Annotated in this window: 17 protein-coding genes; 11 read left to right on the top strand and 6 right to left on the bottom strand. The window is 39.4% G+C overall.

The features are described 5' to 3' along the window. Positions 1–34: 34 nt before the first annotated feature. Positions 35–1,261 carry an ATP-binding protein gene (locus tag LKW28_RS16090; RefSeq protein WP_229141375.1) on the top strand — a complete coding sequence of 409 codons (1,227 nt, stop codon included), beginning with the start codon at positions 35–37 and terminating at the stop codon, positions 1,259–1,261. A gap of 66 nt (positions 1,262–1,327) precedes the next feature. Here LKW28_RS16090 and LKW28_RS16085 read toward each other — a convergent pair whose 3' ends face one another. Next, complete coding sequence (locus LKW28_RS16085) at positions 1,328–1,549, bottom strand: hypothetical protein (RefSeq protein WP_229141374.1); 222 nt, start codon at positions 1,547–1,549, stop codon at positions 1,328–1,330. A 283-nt stretch (positions 1,550–1,832) separates the two neighbouring features. Between LKW28_RS16085 and helD the strand changes: the two genes are divergently transcribed. Beyond that, positions 1,833–4,130, top strand: a complete 2,298-nt coding sequence (helD, locus tag LKW28_RS16080; RefSeq protein WP_229141373.1) for an RNA polymerase recycling motor HelD — start codon at positions 1,833–1,835, stop codon at positions 4,128–4,130. A gap of 22 nt (positions 4,131–4,152) precedes the next feature. On the opposite strand, the gene LKW28_RS16075 is transcribed toward helD, so the two are convergent. Next, positions 4,153–5,709 carry an ABC-F family ATP-binding cassette domain-containing protein gene (locus tag LKW28_RS16075; protein ID WP_229141372.1) on the bottom strand — a complete coding sequence of 519 codons (1,557 nt, stop codon included), beginning with the start codon at positions 5,707–5,709 and terminating at the stop codon, positions 4,153–4,155. Between the two features lie 222 nt (positions 5,710–5,931). On the opposite strand from LKW28_RS16075, the gene LKW28_RS16070 reads away from it, so the two are divergent. From LKW28_RS16070 to LKW28_RS16050, 5 genes are all read left to right on the top strand, one after another. Then, the gene (locus LKW28_RS16070; RefSeq protein ID WP_229141371.1) at positions 5,932–7,260 is read left to right on the top strand and encodes a polysaccharide biosynthesis protein; all 1,329 of its coding nucleotides are present in this window, start codon (positions 5,932–5,934) and stop codon (positions 7,258–7,260) included. A gap of 225 nt (positions 7,261–7,485) precedes the next feature. Then, positions 7,486–8,175 (top strand): Na-translocating system protein MpsC family protein, encoded by a 690-nt coding sequence (locus LKW28_RS16065; RefSeq protein ID WP_229141370.1) that lies wholly within the window; start codon positions 7,486–7,488, stop codon positions 8,173–8,175. A gap of 140 nt (positions 8,176–8,315) precedes the next feature. Then, positions 8,316–8,996 carry a Na-translocating system protein MpsC family protein gene (locus LKW28_RS16060; RefSeq protein ID WP_229141369.1) on the top strand — a complete coding sequence of 227 codons (681 nt, stop codon included), beginning with the start codon at positions 8,316–8,318 and terminating at the stop codon, positions 8,994–8,996. Between the two features lie 116 nt (positions 8,997–9,112). Further along, positions 9,113–10,309: an ATP-binding protein gene (locus LKW28_RS16055; RefSeq protein WP_229141368.1), complete on the top strand. Its 1,197-nt coding sequence runs from the start codon at positions 9,113–9,115 to the stop codon at positions 10,307–10,309. Between the two features lie 217 nt (positions 10,310–10,526). Next, on the top strand, positions 10,527–10,670 hold the full coding sequence (locus tag LKW28_RS16050) for a hypothetical protein (protein WP_229141367.1): 144 nt from the start codon (positions 10,527–10,529) through the stop codon (positions 10,668–10,670). A 231-nt stretch (positions 10,671–10,901) separates the two neighbouring features. Here LKW28_RS16050 and LKW28_RS16045 read toward each other — a convergent pair whose 3' ends face one another. Both LKW28_RS16045 and LKW28_RS16040 read right to left on the bottom strand, forming a co-directional pair. Then, entirely contained in the window at positions 10,902–11,273 is a 372-nt protein-coding gene (locus tag LKW28_RS16045) for an ArsR/SmtB family transcription factor (protein WP_229141366.1), read from the bottom strand. Continuing rightward, on the bottom strand, positions 11,270–11,689 hold the full coding sequence (locus LKW28_RS16040; RefSeq protein WP_229141365.1) for an SRPBCC family protein: 420 nt from the start codon (positions 11,687–11,689) through the stop codon (positions 11,270–11,272). Before LKW28_RS16040 ends, LKW28_RS16045 begins: the two co-directional genes overlap by 4 nt. Before the next feature lie 251 nt (positions 11,690–11,940). On the opposite strand from LKW28_RS16040, the gene LKW28_RS16035 reads away from it, so the two are divergent. Beyond that, positions 11,941–12,660 (top strand): TerC family protein, encoded by a 720-nt coding sequence (locus LKW28_RS16035; RefSeq protein ID WP_229141364.1) that lies wholly within the window; start codon positions 11,941–11,943, stop codon positions 12,658–12,660. 159 nt (positions 12,661–12,819) lie between these two features. Here LKW28_RS16035 and mreBH read toward each other — a convergent pair whose 3' ends face one another. Beyond that, positions 12,820–13,827, bottom strand: a complete 1,008-nt coding sequence (gene mreBH, locus LKW28_RS16030; protein ID WP_229141363.1) for a rod-share determining protein MreBH — start codon at positions 13,825–13,827, stop codon at positions 12,820–12,822. A 276-nt stretch (positions 13,828–14,103) separates the two neighbouring features. Here mreBH and LKW28_RS16025 point away from each other — a divergent pair, with 276 nt between their 5' ends. From LKW28_RS16025 to treC, 3 genes are all read left to right on the top strand, one after another. After that, positions 14,104–14,475 carry a DnaJ family domain-containing protein gene (locus LKW28_RS16025; protein WP_229141362.1) on the top strand — a complete coding sequence of 124 codons (372 nt, stop codon included), beginning with the start codon at positions 14,104–14,106 and terminating at the stop codon, positions 14,473–14,475. Positions 14,476–14,530: 55 nt separating this feature from the next. Continuing rightward, entirely contained in the window at positions 14,531–14,899 is a 369-nt protein-coding gene (locus tag LKW28_RS16020; RefSeq protein WP_229141361.1) for a DUF488 domain-containing protein, read from the top strand. 207 nt (positions 14,900–15,106) lie between these two features. Continuing rightward, positions 15,107–16,789 (top strand): alpha,alpha-phosphotrehalase, encoded by a 1,683-nt coding sequence (treC, locus tag LKW28_RS16015; RefSeq protein WP_229141360.1) that lies wholly within the window; start codon positions 15,107–15,109, stop codon positions 16,787–16,789. A 195-nt stretch (positions 16,790–16,984) separates the two neighbouring features. Here the strand turns inward: treC and LKW28_RS16010 are convergent, their stop codons facing one another. Beyond that, on the bottom strand, positions 16,985–17,128 hold the full coding sequence (locus LKW28_RS16010; protein ID WP_229141359.1) for a hypothetical protein: 144 nt from the start codon (positions 17,126–17,128) through the stop codon (positions 16,985–16,987). Positions 17,129–17,524: the final 396 nt, after the last annotated feature.

The raw sequence follows: 17,524 nt of genomic DNA, 5'->3' as shown, positions 1-17,524 counted from the left end.
TAAACGCATAATGCATTACTAAGTGAGGAAAAAAATGACTTATCAAAATCATAGCTCTCTTCTAGTGCACGAAGAGAAGAAAGCTTTACGTCTGTATTTGCTATTGTTTTATAGTGTTTTAGTTATGTATGACTTTGTTTATTATTACTTATATCCGATGGTTATTCATGCAAAGCTTGGTTTTCCTACTGTACTAGTCTTTTGGGTTTATATTTTTATGATTATCCTGCTGCCTACTTCGTATTATTTGAAAAAAATAAACAAGCTTTTTGCCATTAAATACATGTATGTGCTGACTTATTTTGTGATTACAACATTTGATGATGTGATTACCTTTGCGGAGCGAGAATCCTATATCAGCGGGAATGCCGCAGAAGTCGTCCTGCTGCTCTTTTCTCCGATCTTTATTAATAAACGATTCTTTTTGACGGTTTCAATTGGGATTACAATGAAATATAGTTTGATTGGTCTATTATTAGGAAATGGTAGTGTGATGGCCCCAATGGTGCTAATTTTATTGTTAGCCCTTATTGCCTACATCCTTCTAAACCGATTCTACTCCTATATTAAGGCACTAACGGAAACACACGAGGAGCTTCGAAATAAGGAGAAGCTGGCGTTTGTAGGGCAGTTGGCGACGACGATTGGTCATGAGATTCGCAATCCTTTGGCATCATTAAAAGGCTTTACTCAGCTTCAACGGGAAAAGCATAAGGAAGATGATCTTCAGTATTCAATCATGGAGCAAGAAATCGACCGAATTGATTCAATCTTGAATGACTTACTAGTTATTGGGAAGCCGCGGCAAATCCAAGTGGCGCATTCCAATTTAAAGGAATTTCTAGAATATGTTATTTCGATCATCGAGCAATCTGAACAGGGGAAAAGTATTGAAGTTGAATTGAAAGTGGATGACTCTTTTCCTCCTGTTGAATGTGATGAGAAACAGATGAAACAGGTTTTCTTAAATCTTATTAAAAACGGGTTTGAGTCCATGCCAGAAGGTGGCAAATTGACGATTGAAGGAAGTCGGGTTGCAGACAATCAAGTCTCCATTCGGATATGCGATGAAGGACTCGGAATACCCAAGGATGTACAGGAAAAGCTGTTTCAACCATTTTTCACAACGAAGGACTATGGTACGGGGTTAGGTTTAATGGTGTCTAAAAAAATCATTGAAGAACATCACGGAAAAATAGAGATTGAAAGTAAAGAAGGAAAAGGCACAAAAGTGGAAATCCTCATGCCGATTTCACAATAAGCCTAGTTGCATTATCTTTTTCGCATTACAAAAAAACAGGACCACTCCGTCCTGTTTTTGCGTATTTTATCCAAGCTTTTGTGTTTCCTCAGCGCCTTTGTTTTCAATCCAAATCTTGATATGTGTTAAGATGGAAAATGCAAAAAAGAAATTCATTGCGAGTACGCTGACTAAAAGTTGAATATCTCCAAAATAAATGCCGGTATATCCTTTTAATTTGATTACAATAAAGCCTTCAAAGAGCAATAAAAAGACACTCAAAAATGCAGCTACCCCAAAGCGAATCATAGCATAATCCCCCTTATTTTTTTCTTCTAATTTATATATGTATTCAACGATTGTGTATAATTTGTGAACTTACTTTAAATTATACACCATTTTCCTTTAATGCGTAATATGAAAGCGCTAAAAATCGAATCCTTTCCAAATTATAAAAAGGAAAAAATGGGTTGATATCGTGAAAGTCATATACTATAATCAAAAATACGTCTTTTGTCCGAATACTTTGTTCTTTCACACCGTGGATTACAGCTAATTCATGGTTTTTTGTTTGTTACTTGGAGGTGGTTGGATGGCGGAGGAGAAACATACCGAATTTGAGGTAGAAGCAGAGCGCTTGGATTTTACAAAAAAGTACATGGATATTGTGATTCAGGCTTCAGAGTCAACCGAGGAAAACTTTCGGGAAAACCTGAAGGGAGCCCTGGAAGGTGTTGACTTTAAAGATAGCAGTTTGAGTTATTTGAATATGTTAACGAATTCAACCCTGCTAAGAAGGACGAATGAAGAGGTGCGAAACCTTAAGCGGAACCGGAACAAGCCTTATTTTGCCAGGATTAACTTCAAACGGGAAGAATCGGGAAACGAGGAGATTCTCTACTTCGGCAAGGTATCTCTTTTTGATAAGGAAACCCAGCAGCCAATTATCGTGGATTGGCGCTCTCCAGTTGCGAACCTTTACTATGATGGTCGTCTAGGAGAAGTGTCGTATCAAGCTGAGGGTGAGGAGTACGAGGGTTATCTGTCCTTAAAACGTCAGTTCATCATTGACGATGGAGAGCTTGAGGAAATAAGGGATGTTGATTTAACTACGACAGATGAGCTTCTCCAAAAATCGTTATCAGAGAGTGCAAGCAATCGGCTGACTGATATTGTGTCAACGATTCAGGAGGAACAGAATAACATCATCCGTGCTGATTTGAATAAACCGATCATCGTTCAGGGGGCAGCAGGAAGTGGGAAAACAACGATTGCCCTACATCGAATCTCCTATTTTATCTACACCTATGCTGAATATTTTTTGCCTGATCAACTAATGATTCTAGCACCAAACCGACTTTTTATTGATTATATTTCTGAAGTACTCCCTGAGCTGGGCGTTGATCACATTCTGCAAACGACCTATGTTGAATTTGTGAAAAAATGCCTCGGAAAACCGGTTAAACTCACAAAGCCAGACGGAAAGCTACTTGGCTTTATTCATGACGAATTCAAAAACCCGGACATGATTAAGTGGATTTCAGCTTTTAAGGGTTCTCTCGAGTACCGCGATATGCTGGAGCATTATGTGGAGGATATATTAAGTTCGTTACTGCCGCAAGAGGACTTCTTTGTCTCGAAGTTTCGACTGTATAAAGCGAAAGATATCCATCATTTAATGACCTATGAATATCGTTATCTTCCTTATTATAAGCGGATTGATAAGGTAAAAAAGGTACTTCAAAACACAGTCCGGTTGCAAAAGAAAAACATGCTTCATAAGATTACGAAGTTTTATGATGATAAGCTGGATAACGTGTTGTTTAAAACGAAGATTGACCCGGAAAAACGAAAGCGCTATGTGACGAAAGCTCTTGATAAAAAAGCAGAGCTTGTCGAAGAGATCACTAAGCAATCCCGGACCGCCGTTAATGCTTATATAAAAAAGCTGCCACACCATGATGTTTTCTACTATATTCAAAGGTTTTTTTCAGACTTTCCTACGTATGCTTCCGGATACCTGAACGATGAGCAAATCCATTTTTTTATGGATTATCAAAAACAGCTTCAAAAATCAAAGCAATATGAACTTGAGGATTTAGCTGCTCTCCTTTATTTGAAGGCAAGACTATATGGAGTGAAAAAGGAATTAAAAGCCCGAAATGTCGTTATTGATGAGGCACAGGATTATAGCTATTTTCAGTTAGCATCGTTAAAAACAGCTCTCGAAACGGATATGTTCACGATAGTCGGCGATTTAGCGCAAGGGATCCATTCCTACCGGGGAATCAATAATTGGGCACCGGTTCTTGATAAAATCTTTCCAAGGGCGACCTATAAAACCTTACAAAAAAGCTACCGGACCACTATCGAAATTATGAACACAGCCAATCAATTACTCGAACTGTTGAAGCTGGATTTACCGATGGTTGAGCCAGTAGTTCGCCATGGGGAGAAACCGATATTTCATCAGATTAATAATGATGAAAAAGAAACTGTGAATGTACTAAAAGAAGTGATTCGAAAGCTATACGATGAAAACATGAAAACAGTCGCAATCATTGGGAAGACAAATAAGGAGTGTCAGAAGTTAGCGAAAGCCTTTAAAAAACACAGTGATCTCCCTGTTCAACTTTTGAAGGAAAATGAGGAGATTAACAAAGAAGAAGTCGTGATTGTTAGCTCGCATTTATCGAAGGGGTTAGAATTTGATGCGGTGATTGTCTATTCAAATGAGGAAAAATTTTATAATAATGAAATCGACATCAAGCTTCTGTATGTATCCATGACACGTCCATTGCATAGACTGCATTTTTTCGGAACTGACCTTACCAATTTTCTGCTCGATAACGTGGATGATGAATTATATGAAAAAACGCAAAACACCTGAATCGTGTTTTGCGTTTTTTAAATTAAAATACCTTTGTTGTCCAAGATTCAACATTCCACACATCTGTCACAACATCCTGATAAAATTCAGGTTCGTGGCAGATGAGTAGCATGCTTCCTTTATATTCTTTAAGCGCACGTTTTAATTCATCCTTCGCGTCGACATCAAGGTGGTTTGTCGGCTCGTCGAGAAGAAGGATGTTTGTGTCTTTATTGATTAACTTGCAAAGACGTACCTTCGCTTTTTCTCCACCGCTTAATACTTCAACCTTACTTTCAATATGCTTTGTCGTAAGACCGCATTTTGCAAGGGCAGCCCGGACCTCATATTGGTTGAAGGAAGGGAACTCACTCCAAATTTCTTCAATACATGTATTATAATTCGCTTCTTTAATTTCTTGTTCGAAATAGCCGATTTCTTGGTTTTCTCCACGCTCAACAGTTCCGGAAAGCGGCTTGTTCATGCCTAAAATGCTTCGTAATAAGGTCGTTTTCCCGATTCCGTTCGCTCCCACTAAGGCAATCTTTTGGCCACGTTCCATACGGATGCTAAGAGGCTTTGAAAGTGGTTCATCATAACCAATGACAAGATCCTTCGTTTCAAAAATCAGCTTACTGGACGTTTTACCAATTCTAAAATTGAATTCTGGTTTTGGTTTTTCCTTTGCCAGCTCAATAACTTCCATTTTATCAAGCTTCTTCTGACGGGACATGGCCATGTTTCTTGTAGATACACGGGCCTTGTTTCGGGCAACAAAGTCTTTAAGCTCAGATATTTCCTGTTGTTGCTTTTTATAAGCAGACTCCAGCTGTTGCTTTTTCACTTCATATACCTTTTGAAAGTTATCATAATCGCCAACATATCGGTTAAGTTCCTGATTTTCCATATGATAGATAAGATTTATGACACTATTTAAAAATGGAATATCATGCGAAATCAGGATAAATGCATTTTCATATTCTAGCAGATAGCGTTTTAACCAGATGATGTGCTGTTCATCTAAATAGTTAGTCGGTTCGTCCAGTAAAAGAATATCCGGCTTTTCAAGTAAAAGCTTCGCAAGGAGAACTTTGGTACGCTGACCGCCACTTAAATCTTGAACGTCACGCTCAAGCCCGATCTCTTCAAGCCCCAACCCGCGGGCAATCTCATCGACTTTTGCATCAATCACATAAAAGTCGTTATTCGTAAGGGTATCCTGGATAATCCCAACATCCTCAAGCATTTTTTCAAGCTCTTCTGGAGTAACCTCTCCCATTTTTCCGTAAAGCTCATTCATCTCCGCTTCCATATCGAAAAGATATTTGAAGGCACTGTTTAACACATCCCGGATTGTCATTCCTTTTTCAAGCACCGTATGCTGATCAAGATACCCAACGCGGACATTTTTTGACCATTCAATCTTACCTGCATCAGGCTCAAGCTTCCCAGTGATGATATTCATAAACGTTGATTTACCTTCACCATTTGCCCCGATCAACCCAATATGCTCACCCTTTAACAGACGAAACGACACATCATTAAAAATCGCACGATCACCAAACCCGTGACTCACATTCGAAACTGTTAATATACTCATCTATTTACACCTTTTTCATTAGTTTAGTTATCACTATAATCAGATACGCATTGGCGTATTTGTGTCCAATAAAGTTACACATATACCGATTATAAACGAGAAATCCAGAGGTTGGAAAGGGTAGTTTATTAGTAGTACAGTAAAAAATTTCTTTTTAGTCAAATAATCTGGGGACTTGTCTCATATTCATATAGTATTGAAAAAAGTTAAGGGGCATACAAGATGAAGACATTTTTTAAAGGGACATTGTTATTGATCGTTGCGGCATTTATTGGAGAATGTGTTGAATTTTTTATCAATCTCGTTCTAGCAAAAGAACTCGGCGGGCATGGAATGGGCCTCTATATGACAATCCTGCCATCCATTTTTTTAGTTGTTATCTTGGCAAGTCTTGAGCTGCCTGTATCCATCTCAAAATTTGTTGCTGAAAAAGAGGAAAGGTACCACCGCAGCATGTTAAAGCATGCCACCGTTTTAACAACGGTGTTTACGGCAATTATTATTTCCTTGGCATTTGTTATTTTACCGGTTATCCCATTATTCGATGATTACCATCCATTTGTGAAATGGTTAGTTATCATCTTTATCCCGATTGTTTCGTTTTTATCGATTGCCAGGGGTTACTTTATGGGGATTCAATCAATGGGACGCATTGCCTTTGCGAACTTTCTGCGTAAGGCCGTGCAACTAATTTTGTTAGTGTTCATTTATCAATTACTTGAATTTGAAATTCAAACTTCTATTTTAATTGCCCTATGTACCATTGTAGCAAGTGATTTAATCGTATTTGGTTATTTAGGCTTTGAATATCTCATCCATTATCGCAAATTGGGGCAAAGACCAGGATCTAATTTAAGTGGAAAAGTGGTGCGGAATAACCTGCTTGCGGTATCCTTGCCGACAACGGGAATGCGTATCTTCCATGCCATTTCACATGCGGTTCAGCCATTTCTTATTAAAGCAGCCCTGCTAAAAGCGGGTATGACTACGGCAGTGGCAACCGAGCATTTTGGGTTGATGACAGGGGTGGCCTTAACAATTGGATTTTTCCCAGCATTTATTGCTCATTCATTGCTGATAGTGTTAATTCCAACGGTTTCTGAAGCTTATTCCAAACGGGACATGTCGATGCTGCGATCCCTGCTCCAACAGGTGATGAGAATGACTTTCCTATACGGAATTCCTGCATGTGTGATTTTCTACTATTTTGCCGAACCGCTCACCCATATTTTCTTTGAATCATCAGCAGCGACGGTCTATTTACAAATGCTGTGGCCATATTTCTTATTCCATTTCTTCCTTATTCCAATGCAGGCGTACTTAATCGGACTTGGATTAGTGAAGGATGCCTTCATCCATAATGTATGGTCAACAGTCGTGTCTTTTGGAATTATGTTTGCCTTGGGTTCCCTTCAAACATTACAAATGGAAGGAATCATCATCGGCATGAACATGGGGGCGGTCTTACTTGCACTGATGCATTACGTCACCATCTGCAGAAAAATTGGCGTTTCCGTGATTTCCACAAAGGTCTTGGGGACCGCAGTTTGATTCATTTTATTTGTTATAAAGGGGGCTTCGTGATATAATGAGCAAGAATAATGTCTAGCTGTCATTATTCATATATTTTATTGAACATGTGATTATAAAATTTTAAAATAAATTTCGTAAAGACTGGTAAATGGTAGAATACGATTAAGTCTAACCATGGCCTAGCTTCTATTTGTGTAGAGGTTAGGCCATTTTTTATTGCGTTTTAGGAGGAAGAAGGGGAGCATGTCGAGGAGTAGCATTACAAAACAGGAAGAATTAACACAGATTAGCAGCTATGTTAGTAAACTAATAAAATCAAAGTTTGGTAAAGGACCGGAAACTTGTTATACATCGATTTCGGAACAATACATTGTCGTTCATATCAAGAAGTTTATGACAAAAATTGAATGCGAACTTACAAAGAAAGAGGATTTTGAGACTGCTATCAGAATCCGAAGTTCCATCATGGAAGACCTTTTAGACCCAATACAGGAAATGTTGGAAGAGACATGTAATAAACAAATCAGCCAATTATATCAGGACTGGAATTTTTTTAAAAATACAGGTGTTCTGCTTGCTGTCGTTAAATCAGAACAGAAATTTGAAGGTGAAAATTCGCTTGAATTTATGTTGCTTCGAAACGAAATTAGTAAGCAAAGTGAATTTTATCAATATCAACCAAAGGAACAGACTTTCGCAAAGATTGGTGAAAAGATTTATATCATAAGAAGTGCTGGCTACTTACTGCCGATTGAAAGATTACTGATTGAAAAAGGGATGCACATTCTTGAAGAAAGAGAGAATAGAATCCGAAGCAGATACGATACAAATCTTTACCGATTCAATAAAATCATCAAAAATGAAATTACTGATATTTTTATGATTTGGAATTACGAAAAAGATGAAAGCTTTAAAATATTTCATTGTAAATAGAGCTTGTTTTCATATTTCCCATCAAAGTAGACAAACTATCTGTAAACATGGAAATGAAAGGGAATCGATGCTACAATAATAAAGGCTGATGAATATAAAGTCATTAGTTATTGTGGTGAATCCCTAAAGGTGGGAATCACATGGATTTACAGGAAAAATTAAAATACATAAGCAGTTACACAAGCAAACTCCTTCGCAATAAATTTGGACGGGGACCCGAGTCTTGTTTTGCGGTTACAGCTGATCATTTTTTGGTCCTGCATATCCGTGGTTTTGTCTCACCGATGGAAGAGGCTCTTTTGCAGGAGAATCATCATGTTCAGGTGGATCATGCAAGGGATGTTGTGATTAAAAGCATATTACCTGAATTAAAGGGTGTATTTCAGGTGTCCCTTGAAACAGAGGTAAAGACGTTTTTTCATGATTGGAACTTTCCGAATAATACGGGCGTCATAATTGCAGAGTTGGAAGACACATTAGTACAAATGGAAATGAATAAGGAAGTTGATTTTTCACTACTTGAATCTGAAGTTGCTCGGATTAGCCTTCTTGTCGAAAAGACGCCGGAGGAAACACTTAGTTTTCAAATTTCTCCGAGGATTTTTATTGTGAAGCGTGAAGGAATCTTGGTTCCGATTGAAAAGGCGTTAATCGAGTCAGGGTTTGAAAAGGAGCTCCATTTTACAAAGGACGATCTTGAAAAAAGTTATCTGCACCACTATGGAAAATTTGATCAATTATTTCACCGAGAGGTTAACGATATATTTGTTGACTGGAACTTTAAACATGATAACAGCTTAATTTGTTTTATTTTAAAATAAACATGGTAAATGCGAGGATGTCTTAACGTCAGACAAGCCTTCGACATGGCCTAACTTCACTTATGAGGTTAGGTCTTTTTCTTTTTTTGGTAAAATAGGGAAAAGGTTGGGTGGAAATGGGAAATAGGAGATGGAAGGCGTTAAATTTTGCAGTTTTTTTATGTTTTTTAGTTTTGATTTTAGGGCAAATCTTGTATGTTGGACTTATGAACCGTTGGGAGCCGTATCTTTTACTGATAGCTCTTATTGCTTCAGTATTATCCATTCATGAATCACGAAAAAATCGAGAGTTCCGTTTTCTCGTGGAAAATGCTCCATATGCAATTTTACTTATGCATAATGAGGAAATCATCTATATCAATGATACCGGCAAATATCTAATCGGTGCTGATGAGAAATCGGTCATCGGGCATTCACTGGATGACTTTATTCAATACAATTATGAAAAATCAACCCGGAAAATCGAAAAGGGGCACAAATTTAAAAGGATTACAGAGGGGAAAATTGAACATCCTACATTAGGTGAAATAGATGCAGAGATCAAAATAATGCCAATTACATATCGGGGAGAAAGCTGTGAATATATTGTCATCCGTGATATTACGGAGTTGAAAAAGGGGCAGGAACTCATTCAACAAACCGATAAGCTTTCCATGATTGGTGAAATGGCAGCCGGTATCGCGCACGAAATTCGAAATCCACTCACAAGCTTAAAGGGATTTGCGCAGCTTTTACAGGATGAAAAAAAGAATGCCTATTCAGAGATTATGGTGTCGGAAATTGATCGGATTAATACAATTGTCGACGAGATGCTGCTGCTCGCAAAGCCGAAAAAGCTGCAATTGCGAAAGCAAAATATCACAAATGTCCTAAACGAAGTTGTGTTCTTATTAGACACACAAGCGATCCTACATAATATTCAGATTAAGACAGCCTATAATGATGATCTAAAAGGTGCGTTCATCCATTGTGAGGAAAATAAACTAAAGCAGGTTTTTATTAATATCTTAAAAAATAGCATTGAGGCGATGGAAGATGGGGGACTTATCGATATTTCAATGTATCCAAAAGCGGGCAATGCGGTCATTCGAATTGCCGACAATGGCTCTGGAATCCCAGCCGACATGCTGACTAGGATTGGCAAAGCGTTCTTTACCACAAAGGAAAAAGGCACCGGACTCGGCTTGATGATTTGCCAAACCATCATCCAAGAACACGGCGGGCAGATGACAATCGATAGTGTCGAAAACCAAGGCACCACCGTAGAGATATTGTTACCAATAATAATGGAAGAAGGTCTTCATCTGGTATGAAGACCATTTTGCGTTAGGGTGTGGGGGTTAGGGGACTTCATCGGTGGTATGAAGGACCGAATGGTGCTGGAGCCCGCGCGGAAAGTCCTTCATCGGGCGGATGAAGTCCCGAACGTAGCCGGAGATTACGCGGAAAATCCTTCATCGGGTTGATGAAGTCCCGAATGGGGCTGGAGCTTGAGTGGAAAGTTCTTCAGTCAGGTTGATGAAGTCCCGAATGGAGCTGGAGCCCGAGCGGAAAGTCCTTCATCGGGCGGATGAAGTCCCGAACGGAGCTGGACTTACGCGGAAAGACCTTCAACGGGCGGATGAAGTCCCGAACGAAGCTGGAGATTACGCGGAAAATCCTTCATCGGGTTGATGAAGTCCCGAATGGGGCTGGAGCTTGAGTGGAAAGTTCTTCAGTCAGGTTGATGAAGTCCCGAATGGAGCTGGAGCCCGAGCGGAAAGTCCTTCATCCTTGTTATGAACAGGATTCTGTGTAAGATGCCGAGTTGTTTTCCTCTTCATCAGCACCGCAATCAGGCTCTTTATAAAAGTTAAGTACTTCATCACCAAGATGAAGTACTTAACCATGACACTTTAAAAAATTCTATTCACTATCTAACTCCGAAGGCTTCACCACTTTTAGCCCGCCACCATCTGCACCATTCTCGGCAATATGCTTTAATACCGATAGCTTGTTGTTCCAGAACTGATCGAAATAAGCAAGCCATTCATGAAGCTCCGTAAAAGATTCAGGATGAAGCCGATAACGCTTTTCCCTTCCAACCTTTTTTCCGCTTACTAAATTTGCCTCCGAAAGAATGTGGAGATGCTTCGCCACTGCCGTCCGGCTCATTGAAAAATGGCTTGTGATTTCTGAAATGGGCAATTCCTGTTTCGAGAGTAAGCGCAGCACCTCTCTGCGTGTCGGATCGGCGATTGCTTGAAACACATCATATTTCTGAGCAGATTCACTCACTCGCCTATCGCCACCCGACGAAGCTTTTGTACAATGCCTGCCCAGCCGCCATTCATTGTTTCGCGGACATCCGCAGCTGTTTGCTTAGCTTTTCCTACAATCTCCTCAGAATCCTTCCAGCCGCCATGAATAATGGTAAACTCAGTGTTCCCATTGATTTCTTTTAAAAGAAATTCCACATACCAGCCTTCTGTGTCCCATGAAAAAGTAAGACGATGAGGTGGCTCCACCTCTAATACCTTACATGGAGAAGGTCCAAAAGGAGATTGGATATGGAATTCATGGCCTTCCTCCGCTACTAAATTATTTGGCATAAACCACGTTCCGATGGCCTCACCAGACGACACAAGATCCCATACCTTTTGGATCGGTGCTTCAATTAATACTGTTTGCTTAATATCAGGTACAGTTGCCATAAATCATGCTCCTTTAAAAATAAAACTATTTGGTTTCATTTTTGATTATACGTAACCAAAAGGTGTTATGTCAAGAAAGTTATATTGAGATAGTATTTGCATTTTTAGAAAATAAACAAATGGATAATTGTGGCGGTTTTGTAAGCAAGATTCTCAACACAATTATTGAAAGTGACAAAAAATAGGAGTATTCTAGATTATGTGATTAAAATTTAGCTATTTTACAATATAAATTAAGGGGGAATTACCCTATGGATATGCTAACGATTCTTGGACTAGCTATCTCGTCAGGAGCGACAATTGCTTTATTAAAAATCATTGCAATCGATATAATTTTATCTGGTGACAACGCGGTTGTAATCGCGATGGCAACAAGAAACCTTCCAAAAGAACAACAAAACAAAGCGATTTTTTGGGGTACCGGTGGTGCTGTCATCTTACGTATTTTATTCGCAGCCATCATTGTTTACTTATTAAAAATTCCATTTGTAAATGTAATTGGTGGTATATTACTCCTTTTCATCGCCTACAAGGTATTGGTTGAAGAAGAAGCGGAAGCACATGTAAAATCAACAAACGGCATAATGGCAGCCATTGGTACAATTATTATGGCCGATGCGGTTATGAGTCTTGATAATGTTGTTGCCGTTGCAGGTGCTGCTGACGGACACATTGGTATGATCGCACTTGGTGTTCTAATCAGTATTCCGATTATGATTTTTGGCTCAAAATTCATTGTAAAAGCCATGAACAAATATGCATGGATTGCTTATGTAGGTGCAGGTATTCTTGCTTGGACTGCTGGGGAAATGGTGTTCAAGGACGAAGGATTAACAAACTTCCTTCATATCGAGCATGGACCAGTAACATATATAATCGCAGCTATAATAACTATTCTTGTCTTAGGACTTGGGTATTATAAAAACAAAAAAATTGCAGCAAAAAGAGAAGCATTACAACATACTGCATAATAAAGTTAAAAGGGCCAAATCGCTTAGTGATTTGGCCCTTTCCTATTACATATCTGGCAATCTTACGGCTAAAGCTAAATGAACCAAGAGAAATCTGTTCAATGTGTTGGTTCTGGAAATTTTTAGGAGAACGGGAGAACCGTCCCCATGTTTTATGTTTTATTTTGCTATCTTATGCAGCTTTTGAATAATACTTAGTGAACGTCCTGTTCCGATTGCGACCGACTCGAGCGGGTTAGGGGCAAGATGCACGGGAACAAAGATTTCCTGGCTGAGCCATTCCTGCATGCCATTTAATAACGCTCCGCCACCTGTTAAAATGACCCCGCGGTCCACGATATCACCACTTAATTCAGGCGGACAATCCTCCAATGTTGCGCGGATTGCTTCTAAAATATGAAGTAATGATTCTTTTAAAGTTTCTTGAACCTCGGTTGAACGCAATGAAATGGTTTTCGGCAGACCCGTAACAAGGTCGCGTCCACGAATATCCATTGTTTTTATTTCATGCTCAACAAGGGCATAGCCGATTTCAAATTTAACCTGCTCGGCAGTATGTTCCCCGATAAGAACATTGTATTTTTTTCGTACATATTGAATGATATCATCGTCGAACTGGTCACCGCCGATTCGAATTGAATTGCACGATACAACACCACCAAAGGAAATAATCGCAACCTCGGTATTGCCTCCGCCGATATCAACAATCACGTTTGCGATTGGCTCATCAACAGGTAAATCAGAGCCAACTGCTGCTGCAACCGGTTCTTCGATTAAGTAAACCTGTTTGGCACCACATTGTCTAACCGCATCCTGGATGGCGCGTCGTTCGACGGATGTGGATCCAGACGGTGTACAGACGACCACATTGGGCTTGCGAAGCGAATAACCCGTTTTTTGGCTTACTTTTTTCATAATATGGCGAAGCATGTCCGCAGTCACATTAAAGTCTGCAATCACACCTTTACGTAAAGGGCGAATCGCTACTATTTTTTCAGGCGTTTTACCAATCATTCTTTTTGCATCCGACCCAACAGCGACAACTTTATTAGTTTCCGTGTCAATCGCGACAACGGACGGCTCATTAATGATGACACCTTTATTTTTGCTATATACTAGAATATTTGCAGTTCCTAAGTCAATTCCAATTTCTACGTTTGAAAACATATTATCTCCATCCTTCATAGGTTTCATTTTTTATATGTCTAATAGCCTAAAAACGTGTGTCCAAAACATTTTCAGCTATATTTCTCTGTATTAATGAGTAGTCAATTTAACCCACTTCACCTTATAAGAATTCATGAAATTATGTCGATTTTTGGGGGTTGTTGTCATATTGTAAAAAATGAAATATAGGAGAAATATATGAGGAGAATGGCAATTTGTTCAAAATACACGTAAAATAGTAATAGAAGTAACACTCCAAAAAAGGAGGGTATTCACATGGATTTTTCAAACATTGTTTCAGAGGATAAAATTCGCAAGGCATATAAGGATGGGGAATTTGAAAACCTGCCGGGATATGGCAAGCCTCTCAAGCTTGATAATGATTCTGGCATTCCAGAGGATCTTCGCATGGCATATCGTGTCATGAAAAATGCAGGATTCATTAATGAGGAAACGGAAATTAAGAAAGAGTTGCTCACCTTCGAGAATCTGATTGATAATTGTGAGGATGAGGAACAACGAGTCATCTATCAGAAAAAGCTAAACGAAAAACAATTTCGCTTAAATCAGATCTTAAAAAATAGAAAGACCTCTCACTCGGCGGTTTTCAAAGACTATCAAATGAAATTGCATAATAAGTTCAAATAAGGAGAAAGGGGCCAAAACAATCTGTTTTGCCCCTTTTTTGGAAGGGAGAGAAGAAATGATTGTGTTAAAACGAATTTATGAGCCAGCCAGTGAAGATGATGGGAAACGGATTTTGGTAGACCGCATCTGGCCACGAGGCATTTCAAAGGACACAGCCCAGCTTGATTTGTGGATGAAAGAAATCGCTCCAAGCACCGAACTTCGTAAAGAATTTAACCACAAACCTGAACGATTCAAAGAATTCAAGAAGCAATACATAAAAGAATTAAAAGAAGATGAAGAGAAAAAAGCCGCAATCGAGGAATTACTTCGCATGAATGAAGAGGGGAAAGTGACTCTTCTATTTGGTGCAAAGGATGAGGTGCATAACCAGGCAGTTGTGTTGAAGGAAGTTTTGGAACAGGAAGTGGAAAAATCAACTTGAAAAATAGTTAGTGACAGTAAATTTCAGATAGTGACAGTACATAAGGACTCGCTATACAAAGGTGCCTGGACCCAACCAATTCGCGGTGGCGTTCATGCACCATTTTTTAATTTGACCAACTTGTATATACAAGTTAAACTACTACTATAAATAAGATTTACCATTTATGAAATACTACAAGAAATTACAATTATGGTGGTGTAGCAGTTGAAACAGCCTTGGTGGAAGAAGTCTGTCGTTTATCAAATTTATCCAAAGAGTTTTAATGACACAACTGGAAATGGTCTCGGTGACATACAAGGGATCATTGAAAAACTCGATTACTTGAAAGCATTAGGTATTGATGTTATTTGGCTTACGCCTATTTACAAATCACCGCAGCGTGATAACGGGTACGATATAAGTGATTATTTTGCAATTCAAGAAGAGTACGGCACGATGGAGGATGTTGATCGGTTGCTTGAAGAAGCTCATTCTCGCGGCATCAAAATTATTATGGACATCGTCGTTAACCATACGTCAACTGAAAACGAATGGTTTAAGCAATCTCGCCAGTCTAAGGACAATCCATATCGCGATTTTTATATTTGGAAGGACCCCAAAGATGGCCATGAACCAAACAATTGGGAATCAAAATTTGGCGGGAATGCATGGGAATATGACGAAAAAACAGGTCAATACTACCTCCATCTTTTTGATGTGACTCAAGCTGATCTTAATTGGGAAAACGAAGAGGTCCGTAAAAAAGTCTATAACATGATGACATTCTGGTTTGAAAAAGGGGTAGACGGCTTCCGTCTTGATGTCATCAACTTAATTTCAAAAGACCAACGCTTCCCTGATGATGATGGATCAGTAGCGCCTGGTGATGGCCGAAAGTATTATACAGACGGCCCGCGTGTCCATGAATTCATGCATGAAATGAATCAGAAGGTTTTTTCGAAATATGACAGTATGACTGTTGGCGAAATGTCCTCAACAACAATTGACGATTGTATTAAGTATTCGAATCCTGAACGTGAAGAGCTAAGTATGACCTTCAATTTCCACCATTTAAAAGTGGATTACCCGAATGGGGATAAGTGGACGGTTGCCGATTTTGACTTCCAAGCGTTAAAACGAATACTCTCAACTTGGCAAGTGGAAATGCATAAGGGTGGTGGCTGGAATGCCCTATTTTGGTGCAACCATGACCAACCGCGCATTGTATCGAGATATGGAAATGATGATAAATATTTAACAGAATCTGCGAAAATGCTTGCGACAACCATTCATATGATGCAAGGTACCCCTTATATTTACCAGGGTGAAGAAATTGGAATGACTAATCCGAAATTTGAGGATATTTCGGAATATCGTGATGTCGAATCCATTAATATGTACAACATAAAAAAAGAACAGGGTATGAGCAACGAAGAAATCATTGAGATTTTGAAACATAAATCCCGTGATAATTCACGTACGCCTGTTCAGTGGGACGCATCAGAGCATGCAGGCTTTACAAGCGGTACACCGTGGATCAATGTTGCAGGCAATTATAAAACCATTAATGTTGAAAATGCTTTAGAGGACAAAAACTCAGTCTTTTATCATTATCAAAAACTGATTAAGCTCCGCAAGGAATACGATATTATCACTTACGGTGATTATGAGCTTTTACTGGAGGATGACCCGCAAATTTTTGCTTATGTAAGAAACGGGGAAAACGAGAAGCTCCTTGTTGTAAATAATTTTTACGGAAAAGAAGCAACATTCGAGATTCCTGGTAGCATTGAACTAGAAAATCACACAACGGATCTTCTGATTTCCAACTATGGCGATTCGCAAACGGATATTTCAAAAGGGATCAGCTTACGGCCATATGAATCAGTTGTGTATCATTTAACTTAATTCTCCGGGGTTTTAAATCCCCGAGAATTAAGTTAAAGCCTCCGGCGGATGCCATGATTTTTCAGGGGAAGCTTTTCGAGCGGGCTCGAAAAAAATCAGGCGCAAATTCGTCGAGACGTATTTGATTAAAAATAAAAAAGTGTAGACGATAAGCCTACACTGTAAGAGCCATGCCCGTCATTGGGTGTGGCTTTTTTAAAAATCACGATCTGTGGGTAGCGGGTCAATTCTAGTGGTGTCGTCGTGATCCATCGATGATGCAACAAAGTAAAACCAGAATCCAGCGGAGATAAAATACAACACAGCTATTCCAATCAGCGTAAGCCATAGTCCTAACAAGTGTATCCCCCCTTATATTGGGGCTGCAAGGAAGAACGACGAAGCCAGGGTTAAGGGACCTGTCCCTCCGTCACAAAGATGCCCCTTTCTATACTTATATGCAAGGAGGGGGAGGAATTGACTGGTATTTAGAAATTGGATATGCGTTTGGTGAATCGAATTTACATCTTAACGGGTTTATTTGCATCTTCGGAAGAGAGATATGCATCGTCGCGCGAGTATTTGCATCTACGCGTAGAAATATGCATCGTCGGGCAGGTATTTGCATCTACGCGTAGAAATATGCATCGTCGCGGAGGTATTTGCATCTACGCGGGGAAATATGCATCGTCGGGCAGGTATTTGCATCTACGCGTAGAGATATGCATTGTCGCGGAGGTATTTGCATCTACGCGG

The organism is Bacillus sp. REN16 (assembly GCF_020731355.1).
Classification (GTDB): domain Bacteria; phylum Bacillota; class Bacilli; order Bacillales; family Bacillaceae_L; genus Ferdinandcohnia.
This window is presented reverse-complemented; position numbering and strand designations above follow the sequence as displayed.